The organism is Aeromonas sp. 96A, assembly GCF_051919165.1.
GTDB lineage: Bacteria > Pseudomonadota > Gammaproteobacteria > Enterobacterales > Aeromonadaceae > Aeromonas > Aeromonas veronii.
In genome coordinates, this window is record NZ_JBQBFE010000001.1 from 3,297,134 (window position 1) to 3,316,055 (window position 18,922).

Here is an 18,922-nt window from a genome sequence, read left to right on the forward strand (position 1 = left end):
GTTATTGAATGAGGGGGAGGGCATGGTTGTGGTGCCATGCCCTGATAAATCAGCCTACAACGTCGCCAAGCTTGAAGATGGGCAGGTACATGGCGATAACCATGCCGCCGACCAGCACCCCGAGCACCACCATGATGAGGGGTTCCAGCAGGCTGGTGAGGCCATCGACCAGATCATCCACCTCCTGTTCGAAGATGGTGGCGACCTTGGAGAGCATATCATCGATGGCGCCGGACTCCTCACCGATCATCACCATTTGGATCACCATGTCGGGGAAGAGATCGACGGTGCGCATCGCCACGTTGATCTGCATACCGGCCACCACCTCGTTGCGGATCGCCATGACCGCGGTGCGATAGACATAGTTGCCGGAGGCGCCAGCCGCCGAAATCAGCGCATCTACCAGCGGAATACCGGCGGAGAAGGTGGTCGACAGGGTGCGGGCAAAGCGAGCCATGGCCGCCTTGTGCAGGATCATTCCGACCACCGGAATGGTGAGGACAAATTTGTCGGTATTGTCTTTTACCTTCTGGGAGGCCCGCCAGGCCCGCACGTAAAGGAAGATGCCAAGGGCCGTGCCACCAAAGAAGACATACCACCAGTTCTGCATAAAGCGGGAGATGCCGATAACAAACTGGGTGAACACCGGCAGCTCGGCACCAAAGCTCTTGAAGATATCCTCGAACTGCGGAATGACGAACAGCAGCAGGATGGAGGTGACCACGATGGCGACCAGAATGACCATGGTGGGGTAGAACATCGCCTTCTTGATCTTCGACTTGAGCGCTTCCGACTTTTCCCGATAGGTAGCGATACGGTCGTAGATGGTCTCCAGCGCACCGGATTGCTCACCGGCTTCCACCAGATCGCAATAGAGATCATCGAAATAGAGAGGATGGCGGCGCAGCGCCTCCGACATGGGGGTACCGGTCTCCACATCGGCGGCAATCTGCCCCATCAGCTCGCGCATCGAGGCTTTCTCGTGACTGCGGGCGATGATCTGCAGGCTCTGCACCAGTGGTACGCCGGCGGAGAGCATGGTGGTGATCTGGCGTGAGACGATGGCGATATCCATCGGCTTGATCTTGGCGCCGCCCTTGGAGAAGAGCCCTTGGGATTTCTTGGCTACCTTGGTGACGTTGACCCCCTGCTTGCGCAGTTCGGTCTTGACGGTGTTGATGCTGTCGGCCTGCAGCTCGCCGGAGACCTTCTGCCCCTTGCGATTAACCCCGTGCCAGCGGAAGGCGAAGACTTTCTTGGGGGCATTGTTCTTTTTCGTTAGGGTTGCCATCTTTGCATCCTGCAATGGGGTTGGTTGTCAGAGCTTGACTCCGCACGTCACCAACCTGGTCAAGGTGTCCGACTGGCTTGATGCCGGCGGGGTACTGATAGGAGGTGCCTTCTTGGCGCCAGCCCGGTCACTTTAATGCCTGATTATTCTGTCGTTCGGGTTGCCATCCATACCGAGTTTGTGGGCAGAATGATGCGTTCTGCCAACCAAACCGGCGGGTCGTTCCGCCGCATGGATCAGTTGGTGGTGACCCGATTGACCTCGGCCAGACTGGTGACCCCGAGCCGGGCCTTCTCTAGTCCCGAGGTGCGCAGGGTTCGCATCCCTTCCTTCTGGGCGATCGCGGCGATTTGCAGGGAGTTGGCGCCCTGCATGATCAATTTGGCGATGTTCTCCGACATCAGCATGATTTCGTAGATGCCGACCCGCCCCTTGTAGCCGCCGGAACACTCCTTGCAACCGACCGGTTTGAACAGTCTAAGCCCGGCCGCCAGTTGCTGCGGCGTAAAGCCCAGCTCCAGCAGTTCGGCTTCCGGCACCACTTCCGGCGCTTTGCAGTGGTCGCACAGTTTACGGGCCAACCGCTGGGCCATGATCAGGGTCACCGAGGAGGCGATGTTGAAGGCCGGAACCCCCATGTTCATCATCCGGGTCAGGGTCTCGGCGGCGGAGTTGGTATGCAGAGTGGAAAGTACCAGGTGGCCGGTCTGGGCCGCCTTGATGGCGATTTCGGCGGTTTCGAGATCGCGAATTTCACCCACCATCACCACATCCGGGTCTTGCCGCAAGAAGGAGCGCAGGGCGCTGGCAAAGGTGAGCCCCGCCTTGGGATTGACCTGCACCTGATTGACGCCGGGCAAGTTGATCTCCACCGGATCTTCGGCGGTAGAGATATTGACCTCGGTGGTGTTGAGAATATTGAGGCCGGTATAGAGCGAGACCGTTTTGCCCGAGCCGGTGGGGCCGGTCACCAGGATCATTCCCTGTGGCTTGGAGAGGGCGCGCAGGTACTGCGCCTTCTGCCGGTCATCAAAGCCGAGTTGCTCGATATTAAGGCGTGCCGCCGAGGAGTCGAGCAGACGGATAACGATCTTCTCCCCCCACATGGTGGGCAGGGTGTTGACCCGCATATCCATCGACTTGTTGCGCGACAACTTCAACTTGATGCGGCCATCCTGTGGCAGCCGCCGCTCGGCGATATCGAGTCGCGCCATCACCTTGAGGCGAGCGGAAAAGCGGTTGGAGAGGTTGACCGGCGGTGTGGCGATCTCGTGCAGAATGCCATCTATGCGAAAGCGCACCCGATACTTGAACTCATAGGGCTCGAAGTGCAGGTCGGAGGCGCCGCGCTTGATGGCATCCATCAGGATCTTGTTGATGTACTTGACGATGGGAGCATCGTCATCGGCGGTATTGACGCTTTCGTCCAGCCGGCTGTTATCGTCGGAGACCTCGAGATCCGAAATCTCGGACTCGTCGATATCCTCCATGCCGAGGGCGTCGTTTTCGCTCTCCAGCAGCTTGCCGATGGCGGCGGTGAGCTTGTTCTCCTCTACCAGCAGCGCCTCGGTATGGAGCCCGAAGCTGAAGCCGAAGTCCTCCAGTGCCGACACATTGGTCGGATCCGACATGGCGATATAGAGGGTGTTGCCCTGGGTGTAGATGGGCAGGACGTGGTGTTTCTCAATCAGCTTCTGATTGAGGTACTTCTGCGGGATCTCGGCCAAATCGAAGGCGGCAAGATCCAGCAGAGGTACCCCATACTCCAGCTCGCAAAAATCGGCCAGTGCCTTGCTGTCGAGGATCTCGTTTTCTATCAGAAATGTCACAAAGGGTTTGCGCTGGGCCTTGGCCTGGCTCAGATAGCGCTGGGAGTCCTCTTCACTGATCAGTGAAGAGGCGGCCAGGCTTAACGCCAGGCCGCTATTGGGGCTAGAAGTCATGCGTTAGCAGTTTGGTACAGCCCAGTTAATTACTGAGCCACTTACTGGGCCTGTCAGAGTGCAAGTCTTTGATGCTAGGTCACCTCTGCCGGTTGCTCTAATGGTTGCGGTTCCACCAGAAACGCCACCCGTAACAGCGCTAACATTTTGTGTTGTTGTAGTTGCGCTATAAGTGCAGCTTGCAGCAGATGTAGATGTTTGAACGCAAACTTCCAGAGCTGTTTTACCTGCTCCAGTAGCAGATACAAGCTCTGTCATTTTTGCTTTCTCTGTATAACTCTGATACGCCGGCAGTGCTACCGCCGCCAAAATGGCCACGATCGCGACCACGATCATCAGTTCAATAAGGGTAAAACCCGATTGTTTCTTCATTTCGCTGTTCATGGAAAATATCCTTTTATCCTTGGTTCCTGGGAAGTGTCGGTAGAAAATCGTCCGAACGTCAGTATCTTATCCGAGCTGTCAGGGGTGGCAACAGAGATTGCTGCCTTTGTTAACCACTTTCATGTCATTTACCAAAAACTTGATGCGAGTCATAAAATAAGTGGCTTCTTATGACTCTTTGTTACGGGTGAAAGCGGGTCCGTCATTACACTCCTTTGCTGAGGGATCCTGCATAAAGAAAAGGCGCCAATGGCGCCTTTTGCAAGTTGTTTATCCGGTTAGGTCGAGTAATTGCTCAGGCCTGCGGGGTGAATCTCATTGTTGGATAAAGCGCATGGAGAGATCGAGCGCCCGCACATGCTTGGTGAGCGCCCCCACCGAGATAAAATCGACGCCGGTGGCGGCAAATTCGGCCAGGGTCTCCAGCGTCACATTGCCGGAGACTTCCAGCTTGGCACGGCTCTGATTGATGGCGACCGCTTCGCGCATCATGGTCACGTCGAAGTTGTCGAGCATCACGATATCAGCCTTTGCCGCCAGCGCCTGCTCCAGTTCTGCCAGCGATTCGACTTCCACCTCCACCGGTTTGCCAGGATTGAGATGACGAGCCTCATTAATCGCCTCGGCAATGCCGCCACAGGCGAGGATATGGTTCTCTTTGATGAGGTAAGCGTCGTAGAGGCCGATGCGATGATTCTTGCCGCCGCCGCAGGTGACCGCGTACTTCTGGGCGGTGCGCAGCCCGGGGATTGTTTTGCGGGTGTCGAGCAGGCGGCAGTCAGTGCCCTCCAGCTCTGCCACATAGCGGGCAGTGAGGGTGGCGACGCCGGAGAGGGTCTGGACAAAGTTCAGCGCATTGCGCTCGCCGGTCAGTAGCAGGCGGGCAGGGCCGTGGAGGCGAAACAGCTCCTGATTGGGGGAGAGCACTTCCCCATCCTGCACCTTCCATTCCACCTTCACGTCGCCGCCGAGTTGTACGAACACTTCATCGACCCAGGGCTGGCCGCAGAATACGCCGGCTTCGCGGGTGATGACCCGGGCAGTGGCCATCCGGTCGGCCGGGATCAGCTGGGCGGTGATATCAGCGCTGGCGTCCGGTTGGTCCAGCGTGGTGAGGGCATCGCCCAGATCTTCGAGTAGTGCGGCGCGCACGGCGCGGCTGACATCCTGTTGAAACATGCCTTATTCCTGCAAGGGTCTGAGCAGCAGTTGCCGCTCCTTTTGAACCAGCTCCAGCCGACCGAGGGCGTTCATGCCAACCAGCACTTCGTCACCGTCTGCCGCCGGATTGATAAAGATGGCCAGATCGTACAAGGTCAATGGCCCCATCGCCAGCGTTTCGATGGTGCCGTTGCCGACCCGGATCTGCCCCGCGGCGGTATTGACTTGGCTGCTGCCATGAGCGGTCAGGCCGAGCCGCTCGGCAACTTGCTGCGGGATGGTGATACGGGTTGCGCCGGTATCGAGCAGCAGTTGCACCGGCTGGCCGTTGATGGCACCCTCCAGACGATAGTGGCCGCTCTGGTCGGCCCGCAGCAACAGTTCGCCGCTGGCGGTGACGCTTGGTTGGTTGCGGGAGTGAAAATAGAGGGTCAGCAGGCCCATCAAAGAGAGCCAGGCCAGTAACCACATCCAGCGTGCCGTGTGCTGCATACCCCATCCATATCGAGCGGAAGATGACTCAGCCTAACATACCATTTCCCTTTGATTCAGTGAGTTGGTGTCGGGTTGCCTATCAGGTATCTTCGTTTTCTCGCCATTTATCAGCCAACTCGAGTAGCCGATGACCCAACTCGCTTCACAACCTTGTTTCTCTATCGATGCCGCAGGCTGGTGCCAGCAGGCGCGCCGAGTGCCTTCTCCCCATCACAACGAACGGGCAGCGCCGGATGATATTTCCCTGCTGGTGGTGCATGGCATCAGCCTACCGCCGGGGGAGTTTGGTGGCCCCTTTATCGACGATCTCTTTATGGGGAGGCTCGACCCCGATGCCCACCCCTATTTTGCCGGTATCCATCAGCTGCGAGTCTCGGCTCATTGCCTGATCCGCCGTGATGGCGAGCTGGTGCAATATGTACCGTTTGGCGCGCGCGCCTGGCACGCTGGTGTCTCGAGCTGGCAGGGGAGGGAGGCATGTAATGACTTCTCCATCGGCATCGAGCTGGAAGGGACTGACGAAACCCCCTATACCGAGGCTCAATACCGGGCGCTGGTGGGGCTCACCCGAGCCATTTTGGAGCGCTATCCGGCCATCACCCACGAAAAAATTGTCGGCCATTGCGATATCGCGCCAGGGCGCAAGACGGATCCCGGAGCCAGTTTCCAGTGGGATTACTACCGGCAACTACTAAACAGCTAAAGTAAATATTCAAATTTAGTTTGGATTTTAAAATCAATGGCTTGCCTATCTGGCAGGCCATTTTTGTCTCTGGTTGCGCAAATGTTATTTGTGAGCGCGGTCAAGAATATTGGTCAGACCATTTTCTATGAGCTAAATCATGTTTCCCCTGCTTTACCTCTTAAGTGGCAGGGCCGATTCTTGACTCAGATCATCTTTTGAGTGGACTTTTCAAAAGGCCTCTGCTAATTTTCGCCCCATCCATAAAATTGGTAATACCAATTTAACAAAGTAGCCTCATGCCCTATCGCAAGATTACGCAACCCAAGTTAGCCGACTCCATTGTCGCCGAGCTGGAACAGATGATTCTGGAAGGCAGCCTGCAACCGGGGCAGAAATTGCCTCCCGAGCGGGAACTCGCCATCCAGTTTCAGGTATCGCGCCCCTCCTTGCGCGAAGCCATCCAGCGACTGGAAGCGCGCGGATTGCTTTATCGCCGTCAGGGCGGCGGCACTTATGTGCAGAATGCCCTGAGCAAGGGGATCGCCGATCCTCTGTTCGAACTGCTCAGTACCCACCCGGAAGCCCAGTATGACCTGCTGGAGTTTCGCCACGCGCTGGAAGGCATCTGTGCATACTACGCGGCCTTGCGGGGAACCGGGTCTGATTTCGAACGCATTCGTCAGGTGCAAACCACCATCGAAGAGGCGGGCCAGCTGGGCTCGCTGGTGGCCGAGTCGGCAGCCGTAACCCAGTTCTATCTGGCGGTGGCCGAGGCGTCCCACAACGTGGTGCTGCTGCACCTGCTGCGGGCCATGAGCCCGATGCTCGAACAGAACATTCTGCAGAATAACGAGATTTTGAATCGCCGCCCGGGAGTGGTAGCCAAGATACGTCGCCATCGCGCGAATCTGATCGAGGCTATTCTTTCGGGGGCTCCGGAGCGGGCCAGAACAGCTTGTCATGAGCATCTGGCCTTTATCGAGGACACCTTGTTGGATATGCAGAGGGAAGACAGCCGGATCCAGCGATCCATGCGTCGGATCCGTCAGCAGGAAAACTAATCCCACAAGGCTTTATTGTCGAATGCTTGCGCCCTTCGCCGTGCAATGCCGTGCAATCACAACAACATAGGAACCAGCCATGTCTGATATCCTGAAGAACGATGTGGACCCGATAGAAACGCTGGAGTGGCTTGCCTCTCTGGAATCCCTGCTGCGTGAAGAGGGTCCGCAACGCGCTCAGTTCATCCTTGAACAGTTGGCCGAGAAAGCCCGCGTAAGCGGTGTGGACGTGGCTGCCAAGGCAAATCGCGATTACATCAACACCATCCCGTCCAGCGATGAGCCGGACTACCCGGGTGACCTGGAGATGGAACGCCGCATTCGCGCCATCATCCGCTGGAACGCCATGATGATCGTGCTGCGCGCGTCCAAGAAAGACCTGGACCTGGGTGGTCACATGTCTTCCTTCGCTTCTTCTGCGACCATCTATGATGTCTGCTTCAACCACTTCTTCCGTGCTCGCAACGAGAAGGATGGTGGCGATCTGGTTTACTTCCAGGGTCATATCTCCCCGGGCATCTATGCTCGCGCCTTCGCTGAAGGTCGTCTGACCGAAGAGCAGCTGGACAACTTCCGTCAGGAAGTGGATGGCAAGGGTATCCCTTCCTATCCGCACCCGAAACTGATGCCGGACTTCTGGCAGTTCCCGACCGTATCCATGGGTCTGGGCCCCATCGCCGCCATCTATCAGGCTCGCTTCCTGAAGTACCTGACCGACCGTGGTATCAAGGATTGCTCCGAGCAGACCGTTTACGCCTTCCTGGGTGACGGCGAGATGGACGAGCCGGAAGCCAAGGGTGCCCTGACCGTTGCCGTGCGTGAAAAGCTCGACAACCTGGTGTTCGTGGTCAACTGCAACCTGCAGCGTCTGGATGGTCCAGTTGTCGGTAACGGCAAGGTCATCAACGAGCTGGAAGGCCTGTTCGCTGGTGCCGGTTGGGATGTCACCAAGGTTATCTGGGGTCGCAAGTGGGATGAGCTGCTGAAGAAAGACACTTCCGGCAAGCTGATCCAGCTGATGAACGAGACCGTGGACGGTGACTACCAGACCATGAAGTCTCGCGACGGTGGCTACATCCGCGAGCACTTCTTCAATCGTTATCCGGAAACTGCCGCGCTGGTCAAAGACATGACCGACGAGGAGATCTTCGCCCTGAACCGCGGTGGTCACGATCCTCGCAAACTGTTCGCTGCATTCAACAAGGCGACCCAGACCAAGGGCAAGCCGACCGTTATTCTGGCCAAGACCATCAAGGGTTACGGCATGGGTGAAGCGGCCGAAGGCAAGAACATCGCTCACCAGGTCAAGAAGATGGAGCTGGACTCCGTGCGTCACCTGCGTGACCGCTTCAACCTGCCGGTGGCCGACGAGCAGCTTGCCGATCTGCCTTACCTGATCGAAGCCGGTTCTGCCGAGCACAAATACCTGCACGACCGTCGCACCGCCCTGAAAGGCTATGTGCCGACCCGTCTGCGCGAAAGCACCACCAAGCTGGAAATCCCGGCACTGGATGCCTTCGGCCCGCTGCTGGGTGAGCAGGCGCGCGAAATCTCCACCACCATGGCGTTCGTGCGTTCCCTGAACGTGATGCTGAAAGACAAGTCCATCGGCAAGCGCATCGTTCCGATCCTGGCTGACGAAGCCCGTACCTTCGGTATGGAAGGTCTGTTCCGCCAGATCGGTATCTACAGCCCGCACGGTCAGCAGTACACCCCGCAAGACCGCGACATCGTCTCCTACTACAAGGAAGACAAGCAGGGTCAGGTTCTGCAAGACGGTATCAACGAGCTGGGCGCCATGTCCTCCTGGCTGGCTGCTGCGACCTCTTACAGCACCAACGATTGCCCGATGATCCCGTTCTACATCTACTACTCCATGTTCGGCTTCCAGCGGATCGGCGACATGGCGTGGGCAGCCGGTGACCAGCAAGCCCGTGGCTTCCTGCTGGGTGCGACCTCCGGTCGTACTACCCTGAATGGCGAAGGTCTGCAGCACGAAGATGGTCACAGCCACATCCTGGCGAACACCATCCCGAACTGCATCTCCTACGACCCGTCCTACGCCTATGAAGTGGCGGTGATCGTACAGGACGGCCTGCGCCGCATGTACGGTGAGAACCCGGAGAACGTGTTCTACTACATCACCACCCTGAACGAGAACTACGCCATGCCGGCCATGCCGGAAGGCGCCGAGGAAGGCATCCGCAAGGGTATCTACAAGCTGGAATCCGTCGCCGGCGCCAAGGCGAAAGTTCAGCTGCTGGGTTGTGGTTCCATCCTGGGTCACGTGCGCAAGGCTGCCCAGATCCTGGCCAGCGAGTACGATATCGGTTCCGATGTGTTCAGCGTCACCTCCTTCAACGAGCTGGCTCGTGACGGTCAGGACGCGGATCGCTGGAACATGCTGCACCCGACCTCTGAAGCGCGTGTTCCCTACATCGCTCAGGTACTGGGTTCCGAAGCCACCATCGCTGCGACCGACTACATGAAGTCCTTCGCCGATCAGGTTCGCGCCTTCGTTCCGACCGAGAACTACCGCGTGCTGGGTACCGACGGTTACGGCCGTTCCGACAGCCGTGCCAACCTGCGTCGTCACTTCGAAGTGAACGAGTTCTACGTGGTGGTTGCTGCTTTGACCGAACTGGCCAAGCGCGGCGAGGTAGACAAGCAGGTTGTGGCCGACGCCATCGCCAAGTACGGCATCGATGCCGACAAGGTCAACCCGCTGTACGCGTAAGTGGATCAAGGGTCGCGCCGTATGACGGCGCGACCCTGCCAGGATTTAAAACGGTTAACGCGAGATGTGTGTGGCGGCATCAGCCAGTCACGCGGATCGACGCAAGAGGATAAAGCACAATGTCCAAACAGATTATGGTGCCGGATATCGGCGCCGATGAAGTTGAAGTCACCGAGATCATGGTGGCCGTGGGTGACAAGGTCGAGCTGGACCAGTCCATCATCGCGGTAGAAGGCGACAAGGCCTCCATGGAAGTACCGGCCCCGTCCGCCGGTATCGTTAAAGAGATCCTGATCAAGGTGGGCGACAAGGTTGCCACCGGTTCCCAGATCATGATCTTCGAAGCCGAAGGCGCTGCCGCCCCTGCTGAAGTGGCTGCACCGGTTGCTGCTGCTCCGGCCGCCGCACCTGCCGCTGCCGCGCGCAAAGATGTGCACGTACCGGACATCGGTGACGACGAAGTGGACGTGACTGAAATCATGGTTGCCGTGGGCGACATGGTTGAAGCTGACCAGTCCATCATTGCCGTGGAAGGTGACAAGGCCTCCATGGAAGTACCGGCACCGTTCGCAGGCCGCGTAGTCGAGATCAAGGTTGCCGCTGGTGCCAAGGTCTCTACCGGCTCTCTGGTGATGGTATTTGAAGTGGCTGGCGCTGCGCCTGCTGCCGTTGCTGCTCCGGCTCAAGCTGCCGCGCCCGTGGCTGCTGCCCCGGTTGCCGCCGCTGCCAAAGAGGTCAACGTACCGGATATCGGTGGCGATGAAGTGGAAGTCACTGAGATCATGGTTGCTGTGGGTGACAAGGTTGAAGCCGACCAGTCCCTGATCGCCGTGGAAGGTGACAAGGCCTCCATGGAAGTGCCTGCGCCGTTCGCCGGTGTGGTCAAAGAGATCAAGGTGAAGGCGGGTGACAAGGTCTCCACCGGTTCCCTGATCATGGTCTTCGAAGTGGCTGGCGCTGCGCCTGTCGCCGCGCCGGTTGCTCAAGCTGCCGCCCCGGTCGCTGCAGCCCCTGTTGCCGCTGCTCCGGCTCCGGTTGCCCAGGCTGCTGCCGCTGCGACCGATTTCGTTGCCAACGACGCTTATGTACACGCCTCTCCGGCGGTACGCCGTCTGGCGCGCGAGTTCGGCGTCAACCTGGCCAAGGTGAAAGCCTCCGGTCGCAAGGGCCGCATCGTCAAAGAAGACGTACAAGCCTACGTGAAGGATGCCATCAAGCGCGCCGAGTCCGCTCCTGCCTCTGCCGGCGTAGCTGGTGGCAACGGTTTGGGCGTACTGCCGTGGCCGAAGGTAGACTTCAGCAAGTTCGGTGATGTGGAAGAGGTCGAGCTGACCCGCATCCAGAAGATCTCCGGTCCGAACCTGCACCGTAACTGGGTCATGATTCCTCATGTCACCCAGTTCGACGAAGCCGATACCACCGAGCTGGAAGCGTTCCGTAAAGAGCAGAATGCGATGCTCGAGAAGCAGAAGGCCGACGTGAAGATCACCCCGCTGGTGTTCATCCTGAAAGCCGCCGCCAAGGCACTGGAAGCTCACCCACGCTTCTGCAGCTCCCTGTCCGAAGATGGCAGCAAGCTGATCATGAAGAAGTACATCCACATCGGTGTGGCGGTGGATACCCCCAACGGTCTGGTTGTGCCCGTGGTGCGCGATGTTAACAAGAAGGGCATCATGGAGCTGTCTCGCGATCTGGCCGAGATCTCCAAGAAGGCCCGTGCCGGCAAGCTGACCGCTGCCGACATGCAGGGCGGTTGCTTCACCATCTCCAGCCTAGGTGGCATCGGCGGTACCAGCTTTACCCCGATCGTCAACGCGCCGGAAGTGGCCATCCTCGGTGTTTCCAAGTCCGAGATGAAGCCGAAGTGGAATGGCAAAGAGTTCGCGCCGCGCCTGATGCTGCCGCTGGCTCTGAGCTACGACCACCGCGTGATCGATGGTGCCGATGGGGCTCGCTTCATCACCACCATGAACGGCGTGCTGTCCGACATTCGTCGACTGGTCCTGTAAGTGAGAGGGCGGGCCCAGAGCCTGCCCTTTTTACTTCTCATTTCATTAACATGATCGTAAACTTGCCCCGTTTTTTTCACGGCTGCAGCCACCCGTTTCGGTATAAGACTGCGCTGTCCGGGGATATAAGAACGACAAAGAGGTCATGATGAGTAAAGAAATCAAAACCCAGGTCGTAGTACTGGGTGCTGGCCCTGCCGGTTATTCCGCTGCTTTCCGTGCAGCCGATCTGGGTCTGGATACTATTATCGTCGAGCGTTACTCCACCCTGGGTGGCGTCTGCCTGAACGTGGGCTGCATCCCCTCCAAGGCGCTGCTGCACGTTGCCAAAGTGATTGAAGAAGCCAAGGCGCTGGCCGAGCACGGCATCGTCTTCGGTGCACCGCAGACCGACATCGACAAGATCCGTCTGTGGAAAGAGAAGGTTATCAACCAGCTGACCGGCGGTCTGGCTGGCATGGCCAAGATGCGTAAAGTTCAGGTTGTTAACGGCTTGGGTAAATTTACCGGCCCGAACACGCTCGAAGTGACCGGGGAAGACGGCAAGACTACCGTGACCTTCGACAACGCCATCATCGCGGCCGGTTCCCGTCCGGTGAAGCTGCCGTTCATCCCCCACGATGACCCGCGCGTATGGGACTCTACCGATGCACTTGAGCTGAAAACCGTTCCCGGCAAACTGCTGGTTATCGGTGGCGGCATCATCGGTCTGGAGATGGGTACCGTATACTCCTCTCTGGGTTCCGAGATCGACGTGGTGGAATTTGCCGACCAGCTGGTTCCGGCTGCCGACAAAGATATCGTCAAGATCTACACCAAGCGTGTGGCCAAGAAATTCAACATCATGCTGGAGACCAAGGTCACCGCAGTTGAAGCGCGCGAAGACGGCCTGTACGTCTCCTATGAAGGCAAGCACGCTCCTGCCGAGCCGGTTCGTTACGACAACGTGCTGGTTGCGGTAGGTCGTGTGCCGAACGGCAAGATGCTGGATGCCGAGAAGGCAGGTGTTGCCGTGACCGAGCGCGGTTTCATCGAGGTGGACAAGCAGCTGCGTACCAACGTGGCGCACATCCACGCCATCGGTGACATCGTTGGCCAGCCGATGCTGGCACACAAAGGTGTTCACGAAGGTCACGTTGCCGCCGAAGTTATCGCCGGCAAGAAGCACTACTTCGACCCGAAAGTGATCCCGTCCATCGCCTACACCGAGCCAGAGATGGCATGGGTTGGTCTGACCGAGAAGGAAGCCAAGCAACAGGGCCTGAACTTCGAAGTCGCTACCTTCCCGTGGGCTGCTTCCGGTCGCGCCATCGCGTCCGACTGTTCCGACGGTATGACCAAGCTGATCTTCGACAAGGAGAGCGGCCGCGTCATCGGTGGTGCCATCGTTGGTACCAACGGTGGTGAACTGCTGGGTGAAATCGGTCTGGCCATCGAGATGGGGGCTGACGCCGAAGATATCGCGCTGACCATCCACGCTCACCCGACTCTGCACGAGTCTGTGGGTCTGGCTGCCGAAGTGTTCGAAGGCTCCATCACCGATCTGCCGAACGCCAAGGCCAAGAAGAAAAAGTAATTTTCTTCCCCGCTTGTCTAAAAAGCCGCTCGAATGAGCGGCTTTTTGTTTTCTCCTTGCTGCCCCGACTTCAGCAAAGCCCAATATGCTAAAGATAGGTTTTGGCACTGACGAGAGAGGCACGATGCTAGAAGCACCTATTCCACCCGATGAGGCATTGCGGCTGGAGACCCTGCGGCGGCTCTCTTTGCTGGATTCCGAGGCTGAGGAGCGGTTTGATCGGCTGACCCGCATGGCCAGACGGGTATTCAATGTCCCCATCGCGCTGGTGAGTCTGGTGGATGAAGATCGCCAGTGGTTCAAATCCTGTATCGGACTGGAGGTCCGCGAGACAGCCCGGGACATTTCGTTCTGTGGCCACGCCATTATGGGCAATGAGACCTTTATCGTGCCGGATGCTTCGCAGGATCCCCGCTTTGCCGACAATCCGCTGGTGGTGGGTGGGCCCGGCATCCGCTTCTATGCCGGACAACCACTGCGGATCGCCAACGGCTGCAAATTGGGGACGCTCTGCATCATAGATACGGAGCCGCGGGAATTGAGCGACGAGGATGTGGGGCTGCTCAAGGATCTGGCGGCGATGGTGGTGCGGGAGCTCGAAGCAGTGCAGCTGGCCACCATTGATGAGTTGACCCTGATCTCCAATCGGCGCGGGTTCGTGATGCTGGCGGAGAAGAGCCTCTCGCTGGCCAGTCGCTTGCAGATGCCGCTGGCGCTGCTCTATCTGGATCTCAATGGCTTCAAGGAGATCAATGATCGGTGGGGGCATGCAGAAGGGGATCGGGCCCTGATCGCCTTTGCCACTCTGCTCAAGCAGGCTTTTCGTGGCGCCGACGTGTTTGCCCGCATGGGCGGCGATGAGTTTGCCGTCCTGTTGCCCAATGTGGTGGAGGCGCAGGCGCAACTGGCCTATGAGCGTTTCAATGCCATGTTGGCCGAGCACAATCAGCACAATGGTTGCGGTTATGCGCTGACCTGCAGCACGGGGATTGTCTGCTATGACGGGCGCGGCTGTGTCTCCCTTGCCGAGCTGCTCACCCGCGCGGATGAGCTGATGTATCAGCGCAAACGGGATGGCAAGAGCTGACAGCTATATCGGATTAGCCGCCACCAAAACAACAGAGAGCGCCACGGCGCTCTCTGTTGTTGATGGATCAGGTCAAGGTCGGGGTCAGAGTCGGAAGTTGCCAACCAGCTTGTCCAGCTGACCGGAGAGCTGCTGCAGGCTGCGGCTTGATTCGGTCAGCTGGTGGGCGATATCGGCGGTCTCCATGGTGAGCTGGTTGATATCCTCCACGTTGCGGTTGATCTCGCCGACAACGCTCGACTGCTCCTCGGTGGCGGTGGCGACCTGGATGTTCATGTCGTTGATCTGGGTAATGTGGGCGGTGATCTGGCCGAGCGCGGCGTTGGCCTCATCGGCCTGGCTCACCACCTCCAGACTCTGGTTACGCCCCTGCGCCATGGCGCTGACGGCGCGGGCACTCTGCTCCTGCAAGCGGTTGATCATCCCCTGGATCTCGGCGGTCGAGGCGGCGGAGCGGTTGGCCAGATTGCGCACCTCATCTGCCACCACGGCGAAACCGCGACCCTGTTCACCGGCGCGAGCGGCCTCGATGGCGGCGTTCAGTGCCAGCAGGTTGGTCTGCTCCGAGATGCTGCGGATGGTTTCGAGGATGCTGCCGATGGAGTCGGTCTGGCTCGCCAGCGACTCGATAACCCCTGCCACCTGCTCAATCTCGCCGGAGAGGTCGACGATGCCGTGGCGCGCCTGCGCCACCACTACCGCACCCGCATCGGCCTGATCGTTGGCCTGTCTGGCTACTTCGGCTGCCAGCGAAGCGTTACCGGCGATCTCGCTCACCGTGGCCCCCATTTCGTGGATGGCGGTGGCCACCTGCACGGTGCGATCGCGCTGGGCAGTACAGTTGTGCTGGGTCAGCTGCGCCTTGTTGGCCACCTCGTTGGCTGTGGCCGCGAGCTGGCGGGAGTTCTCCGCCACCTGCTCGATGGAGCCGTGGATCTTGGCGACGAAGTTGTTGAAACCGGTGGCGACCTGACTCAGTTCGTCACGTCCTTCCACTTTCAGTCGCTGGGTAAGATCCCCATCGCCGCTGCCCAGCTCCTTGAACAGGCGGGCCAGCTCGTTAAGCGGGCGGCTGACCGAGCCTGCCAGCAACATCCCCATCAGCCCCATGGCCAGCGCAATCACCAGCGAGATCATCAGGATCTCGTTGCGGGTCTGCTCCAGCTCGGCATAGATCTCGGCTTCTGGCACCTGGGCCACCAGATACCAGTCGAGCAGCGGGATATAGCTGCTGGCCAGTACCATGGGCTCGCCATTGACTTCGGCGTTGATGACGGCAAAGGGACGTTTGGCCAGCAGGCTGCCGGTATCACCGCTGGCAATGTTGCCAAGCGTGTCACGCTCGATGCGGTTGGCCTCGGGGTGCAGCTTCACCTTGCCGCTGCCATCGACCATAAAGACGATGCCGCTCTCTTCCAGCCGGAAGTTGGAGACCATGGCCACCATGGTGTCGAGGGATTTGGCAAAGCCGGCCAGCCCGCGCCCGTTGAGCTGCTGGAAGTTGACGAACAGCTTCACCTCGCCGTTGCTCTCGCGGAAGATGCTGAGGGTCATCTCCTTCTGGCTCTTGGTGTAGTCATAGAACCAGGCGTCTTGCGTGGGTGTCAGGTTGCGCAGAAAGCCATCCTGGTTGTAGTAGGCAGCGGTCTGGCGATCGGCGAAGGAGGCGGTCACCAGTCCGTACTGGTTGGCCACATCCTTGAGCTGGTTGATGAGGATTGGCTCCTGCTCTTTTGGCATGCCCCGATCCACCCAGTCGAGAATGAAGCGGTCGGTAGCCAGTTGGCGGGCGGCCTGGGCGATGCCGTGGAGATCCTGTTCAATCTCCTTGCTGATCCGCTGGGTCAGGTTGGGGAGCTCCTGCTCGAACATCCGGTTTTCGATCAGTTGCTGGGCCGAGCGTTGACTGAAGTAGCCTACCAGCAGGCAGGAGACGACCACGGCCAGGGTGACCGTGGCCAGTATTTTCTGTTTAAGAGTGAGGGTTGCCAGCATAAAGGTGCTCAAAAGGTTGAGATTGACGACGCTCATATTAGCGGCAGCGCGGCGCTACTCATGAGGCTTGCAGCCCTTTATTTGCGGATTACGTTTGCGCTCACAGGGGCGGCGGCTTGCCCCTTCAGCATGCTGCACAGGCGGGATGCGGATTGACGGTTGCGCTAACTGCCGGGCCCCTTATAGTAGAGGCCATCCTTGGTGACTGACCCTCTGAATAATATGGAAAATATGATGCGCAGCTTAGGTGCGGGATGGACCCGTCTGCTTTTGGTGATGCTGGCGGCCTGCCCGCTGCTGGCTGTGGCGGCACAGGGGGAACGCCCGAAAATTGCGGTGGTGCTCAGCGGAGGCGGCGCCAAGGGATCGGCCCATATCGGCATCCTCAAAGTGCTGGAACAGAAACGGATTCCGGTCGACATCATAGTCGGCACCAGCATGGGCTCTTATGTGGCGGGGATGTACGCCATGGGGCTCAGTGCCGAGGAGGTGGAGCGCACCACTTTGGCCATCGACTGGAACAAGGGGTATCAGGACAAGGTGGGCCGCGACGAACTGTCGTTGCGCAAAAAGCAGCAGAACGAGCAGTATCAGCTGCGCACCGACATCGGGGTGAATGGCGACACCACCCAGCTGCCGGACGGTTTCTTCCAGGGCCAATCCATGGCCAGCCTGCTACGGGGGGCCACCTCCAACCTGCCGGTGCAGGCGAGTTTCGACGATCTCCCCATTCCCTACCGCGCCATGGCGACCGACATGGAGACGGTCACCCCCTTTGTGCTGGATCACGGCAGCCTGGCCAAGGCGATGCAGGCCTCCATGTCCATTCCCGGCGCCCTCAAGCCGGTGGAGTGGGAGGGGCACATCCTGGCGGACGGCGGCAGCGTCAACAACATGCCGGTGGATGTCGCCAAGGCGATGGGGGCCGACGTGGTGATCGCGGTGGATATCGGTGCCAAGCTGCGTACCCGGGAGTCCCTCAAGTCAGGGTTAGCCATGATCGACCAGCTCACTACTTACATGACCCAGGTGGGCACTGACAAACAGAAGGCGCTGATGGGACCCAGGGATATTCTGATCGCCCCCGAGTTTGGCGATATGGGGATCGCCGACTTTGCCCGGATGCCGGAGGGGATCAAGATCGGTGAAACGGCGGCTGACAAGGTGTCGCTGCAACTCGATAAGCTGTCGCTCACCAAGGCGCAGTACAACGCCTATCGCAACCAGAAGCTGAGCCGCCGTGCCGAGCGTAGCGGTCAGCCCGCCTACTTCATTGACAAGGTGGAGATCATCAACAAGTCGCGCCTCTCCGATGAGACGGTGCGCGCCATGCTGAAAGTGCGGCCGGACAAGGTACAGACCAACGAGAGTCTGGAGGCGGGCATTCGCCGCCTCTATGCCCTTGAGTCGTTCGATCGCATCACCTACGAGGTGGAGGAGCGTGACGGGGAAAACGTGCTGCTGGTGGACGCCAGCGAGAAGAACTGGGGGCCGGGCTACCTCAACTTCCAGTTCGGTTTCACCGATGACTTCGAGAACACCTCCAACTACAACGTCGGCATGTCCTATACCCTCACCAACGTCAACGAGTGGGGAGCGGAGTGGCTGACCGAAGCGTCGCTGGGCACGGCCAAACATATCAAGACCGACTTCTATACCCCGCTCGAACCCTCCCAGACCTTCTATGGTGAGGCGAGTCTGGCCTATGACCAGACCCTGCGCCGCCTGTTTTTCCCCAATCCGGATCCCGAGACGGTTTCGATAAGCTATCTCGACTCCGAATACTCCTTCTTCAGCGGCGATCTGGCGGTGGGCTGGAACCGCCAGCCCTGGAGCCGGTTGTCGATGGGACTGGAGGGACAACTGGGTACGATTGATGTGAAGAACTTCAAGGGGCTGGAGATGGATGCCACGGCGTGGGGCCCCTATGTCCGCTTTGAACACGACAATCTGGATAGCCTCTATTTCCCCTATCAGGGGATGAAATGGGACATGAAACTGGGCCACTCCCATGTCAGTGTGGATGGACTCGAGTCAGCAGATGGGCGCAGTGAAGGCTGGAATTATCAACTCTCCATGATCAAGCCCTGGTCATGGGACAGGCACAGCCTCAACCTGATCCTCGAAGGGGGAGGCTCGGGCAGTGAAGAAGTGGTGCCGCTGCATATTCAGGATCTGGGCGGGCTGTTCCGCCTCTCCGGTTTCCAGCGCTACCAGCTGAGCGGTCGCTACAGCCTGTTTGGTGGCCTGCGTTACATCTATCGGGTGGCAGACAACGACTTCGGTGCCCTCAAGATGCCGCTCTATCTGGGTGGATCTCTGGAGCAGGGCGGGGTCTGGAACAAGGGTGAGGATATCAGTCTGGAGAGCTCGTTTACCGCCGGGTCGGTTTATGTCGGGGTGGAGAGCTTCCTCGGCCCTGTGTTCCTCGGCTACGGCATGGCGGAGGGGGGCAATGACGTCTTCTATCTGCAATTGGGCAGTACGTTCGAATAATG

General features: G+C 58.9%; 13 protein-coding genes. 7 read left to right on the plus strand and 6 right to left on the minus strand.

Features of this window, described 5'->3' with window-relative positions; genetic code table 11:
* Nucleotides 1-49: 49 nt before the first annotated feature.
* The 5 genes from ACTG2W_RS15305 to ACTG2W_RS15325 form a co-directional block, all read right to left on the minus strand.
* On the minus strand, nt 50-1,291 hold the full coding sequence (locus tag ACTG2W_RS15305; protein WP_005336136.1) for a type II secretion system F family protein: 1,242 nt from the start codon (nt 1,289-1,291) through the stop codon (nt 50-52).
* A 236-nt stretch (nt 1,292-1,527) separates the two neighbouring features.
* Nucleotides 1,528-3,234, minus strand: a complete 1,707-nt coding sequence (gene tapB, locus ACTG2W_RS15310) for a PilB family type IVa pilus assembly ATPase TapB (RefSeq protein ID WP_440016339.1) — start codon at nt 3,232-3,234, stop codon at nt 1,528-1,530.
* Nucleotides 3,235-3,237: 3 nt separating this feature from the next.
* A complete protein-coding gene (locus ACTG2W_RS15315; RefSeq protein ID WP_440016340.1) occupies nt 3,238-3,618 on the minus strand; it encodes a pilin in 381 nt (126 codons plus the stop codon).
* Nucleotides 3,619-3,933: 315 nt separating this feature from the next.
* Entirely contained in the window at nt 3,934-4,797 is an 864-nt protein-coding gene (gene nadC, locus ACTG2W_RS15320; protein ID WP_440016342.1) for a carboxylating nicotinate-nucleotide diphosphorylase, read from the minus strand.
* A 3-nt stretch (nt 4,798-4,800) separates the two neighbouring features.
* Nucleotides 4,801-5,271: a retropepsin-like aspartic protease family protein gene (locus tag ACTG2W_RS15325; RefSeq protein ID WP_040068932.1), complete on the minus strand. Its 471-nt coding sequence runs from the start codon at nt 5,269-5,271 to the stop codon at nt 4,801-4,803.
* Between the two features lie 130 nt (nt 5,272-5,401).
* Between ACTG2W_RS15325 and ampD the strand changes: the two genes are divergently transcribed.
* From ampD to ACTG2W_RS15355, 6 genes are all read left to right on the plus strand, one after another.
* Nucleotides 5,402-5,977 carry a 1,6-anhydro-N-acetylmuramyl-L-alanine amidase AmpD gene (ampD, locus tag ACTG2W_RS15330; RefSeq protein ID WP_440016343.1) on the plus strand — a complete coding sequence of 192 codons (576 nt, stop codon included), beginning with the start codon at nt 5,402-5,404 and terminating at the stop codon, nt 5,975-5,977.
* 278 nt (nt 5,978-6,255) lie between these two features.
* On the plus strand, nt 6,256-7,020 hold the full coding sequence (pdhR, locus tag ACTG2W_RS15335) for a pyruvate dehydrogenase complex transcriptional repressor PdhR (protein WP_005336127.1): 765 nt from the start codon (nt 6,256-6,258) through the stop codon (nt 7,018-7,020).
* Between the two features lie 79 nt (nt 7,021-7,099).
* Nucleotides 7,100-9,757, plus strand: a complete 2,658-nt coding sequence (aceE, locus tag ACTG2W_RS15340; protein ID WP_440016345.1) for a pyruvate dehydrogenase (acetyl-transferring), homodimeric type — start codon at nt 7,100-7,102, stop codon at nt 9,755-9,757.
* 119 nt (nt 9,758-9,876) lie between these two features.
* The gene (gene aceF, locus ACTG2W_RS15345) at nt 9,877-11,766 is read left to right on the plus strand and encodes a pyruvate dehydrogenase complex dihydrolipoyllysine-residue acetyltransferase (protein WP_440016346.1); all 1,890 of its coding nucleotides are present in this window, start codon (nt 9,877-9,879) and stop codon (nt 11,764-11,766) included.
* A gap of 148 nt (nt 11,767-11,914) precedes the next feature.
* On the plus strand, nt 11,915-13,342 hold the full coding sequence (gene lpdA, locus ACTG2W_RS15350; protein ID WP_005341659.1) for a dihydrolipoyl dehydrogenase: 1,428 nt from the start codon (nt 11,915-11,917) through the stop codon (nt 13,340-13,342).
* 124 nt (nt 13,343-13,466) lie between these two features.
* A complete protein-coding gene (locus ACTG2W_RS15355; protein ID WP_440016348.1) occupies nt 13,467-14,429 on the plus strand; it encodes a diguanylate cyclase domain-containing protein in 963 nt (320 codons plus the stop codon).
* An 84-nt stretch (nt 14,430-14,513) separates the two neighbouring features.
* Here ACTG2W_RS15355 and ACTG2W_RS15360 read toward each other — a convergent pair whose 3' ends face one another.
* Entirely contained in the window at nt 14,514-16,424 is a 1,911-nt protein-coding gene (locus ACTG2W_RS15360) for a methyl-accepting chemotaxis protein (RefSeq protein WP_167567086.1), read from the minus strand.
* Nucleotides 16,425-16,658: 234 nt separating this feature from the next.
* Here ACTG2W_RS15360 and ACTG2W_RS15365 point away from each other — a divergent pair, with 234 nt between their 5' ends.
* The gene (locus ACTG2W_RS15365) at nt 16,659-18,920 is read left to right on the plus strand and encodes a patatin-like phospholipase family protein (RefSeq protein ID WP_335836934.1); all 2,262 of its coding nucleotides are present in this window, start codon (nt 16,659-16,661) and stop codon (nt 18,918-18,920) included.
* Nucleotides 18,921-18,922 lie beyond the last annotated feature (2 nt).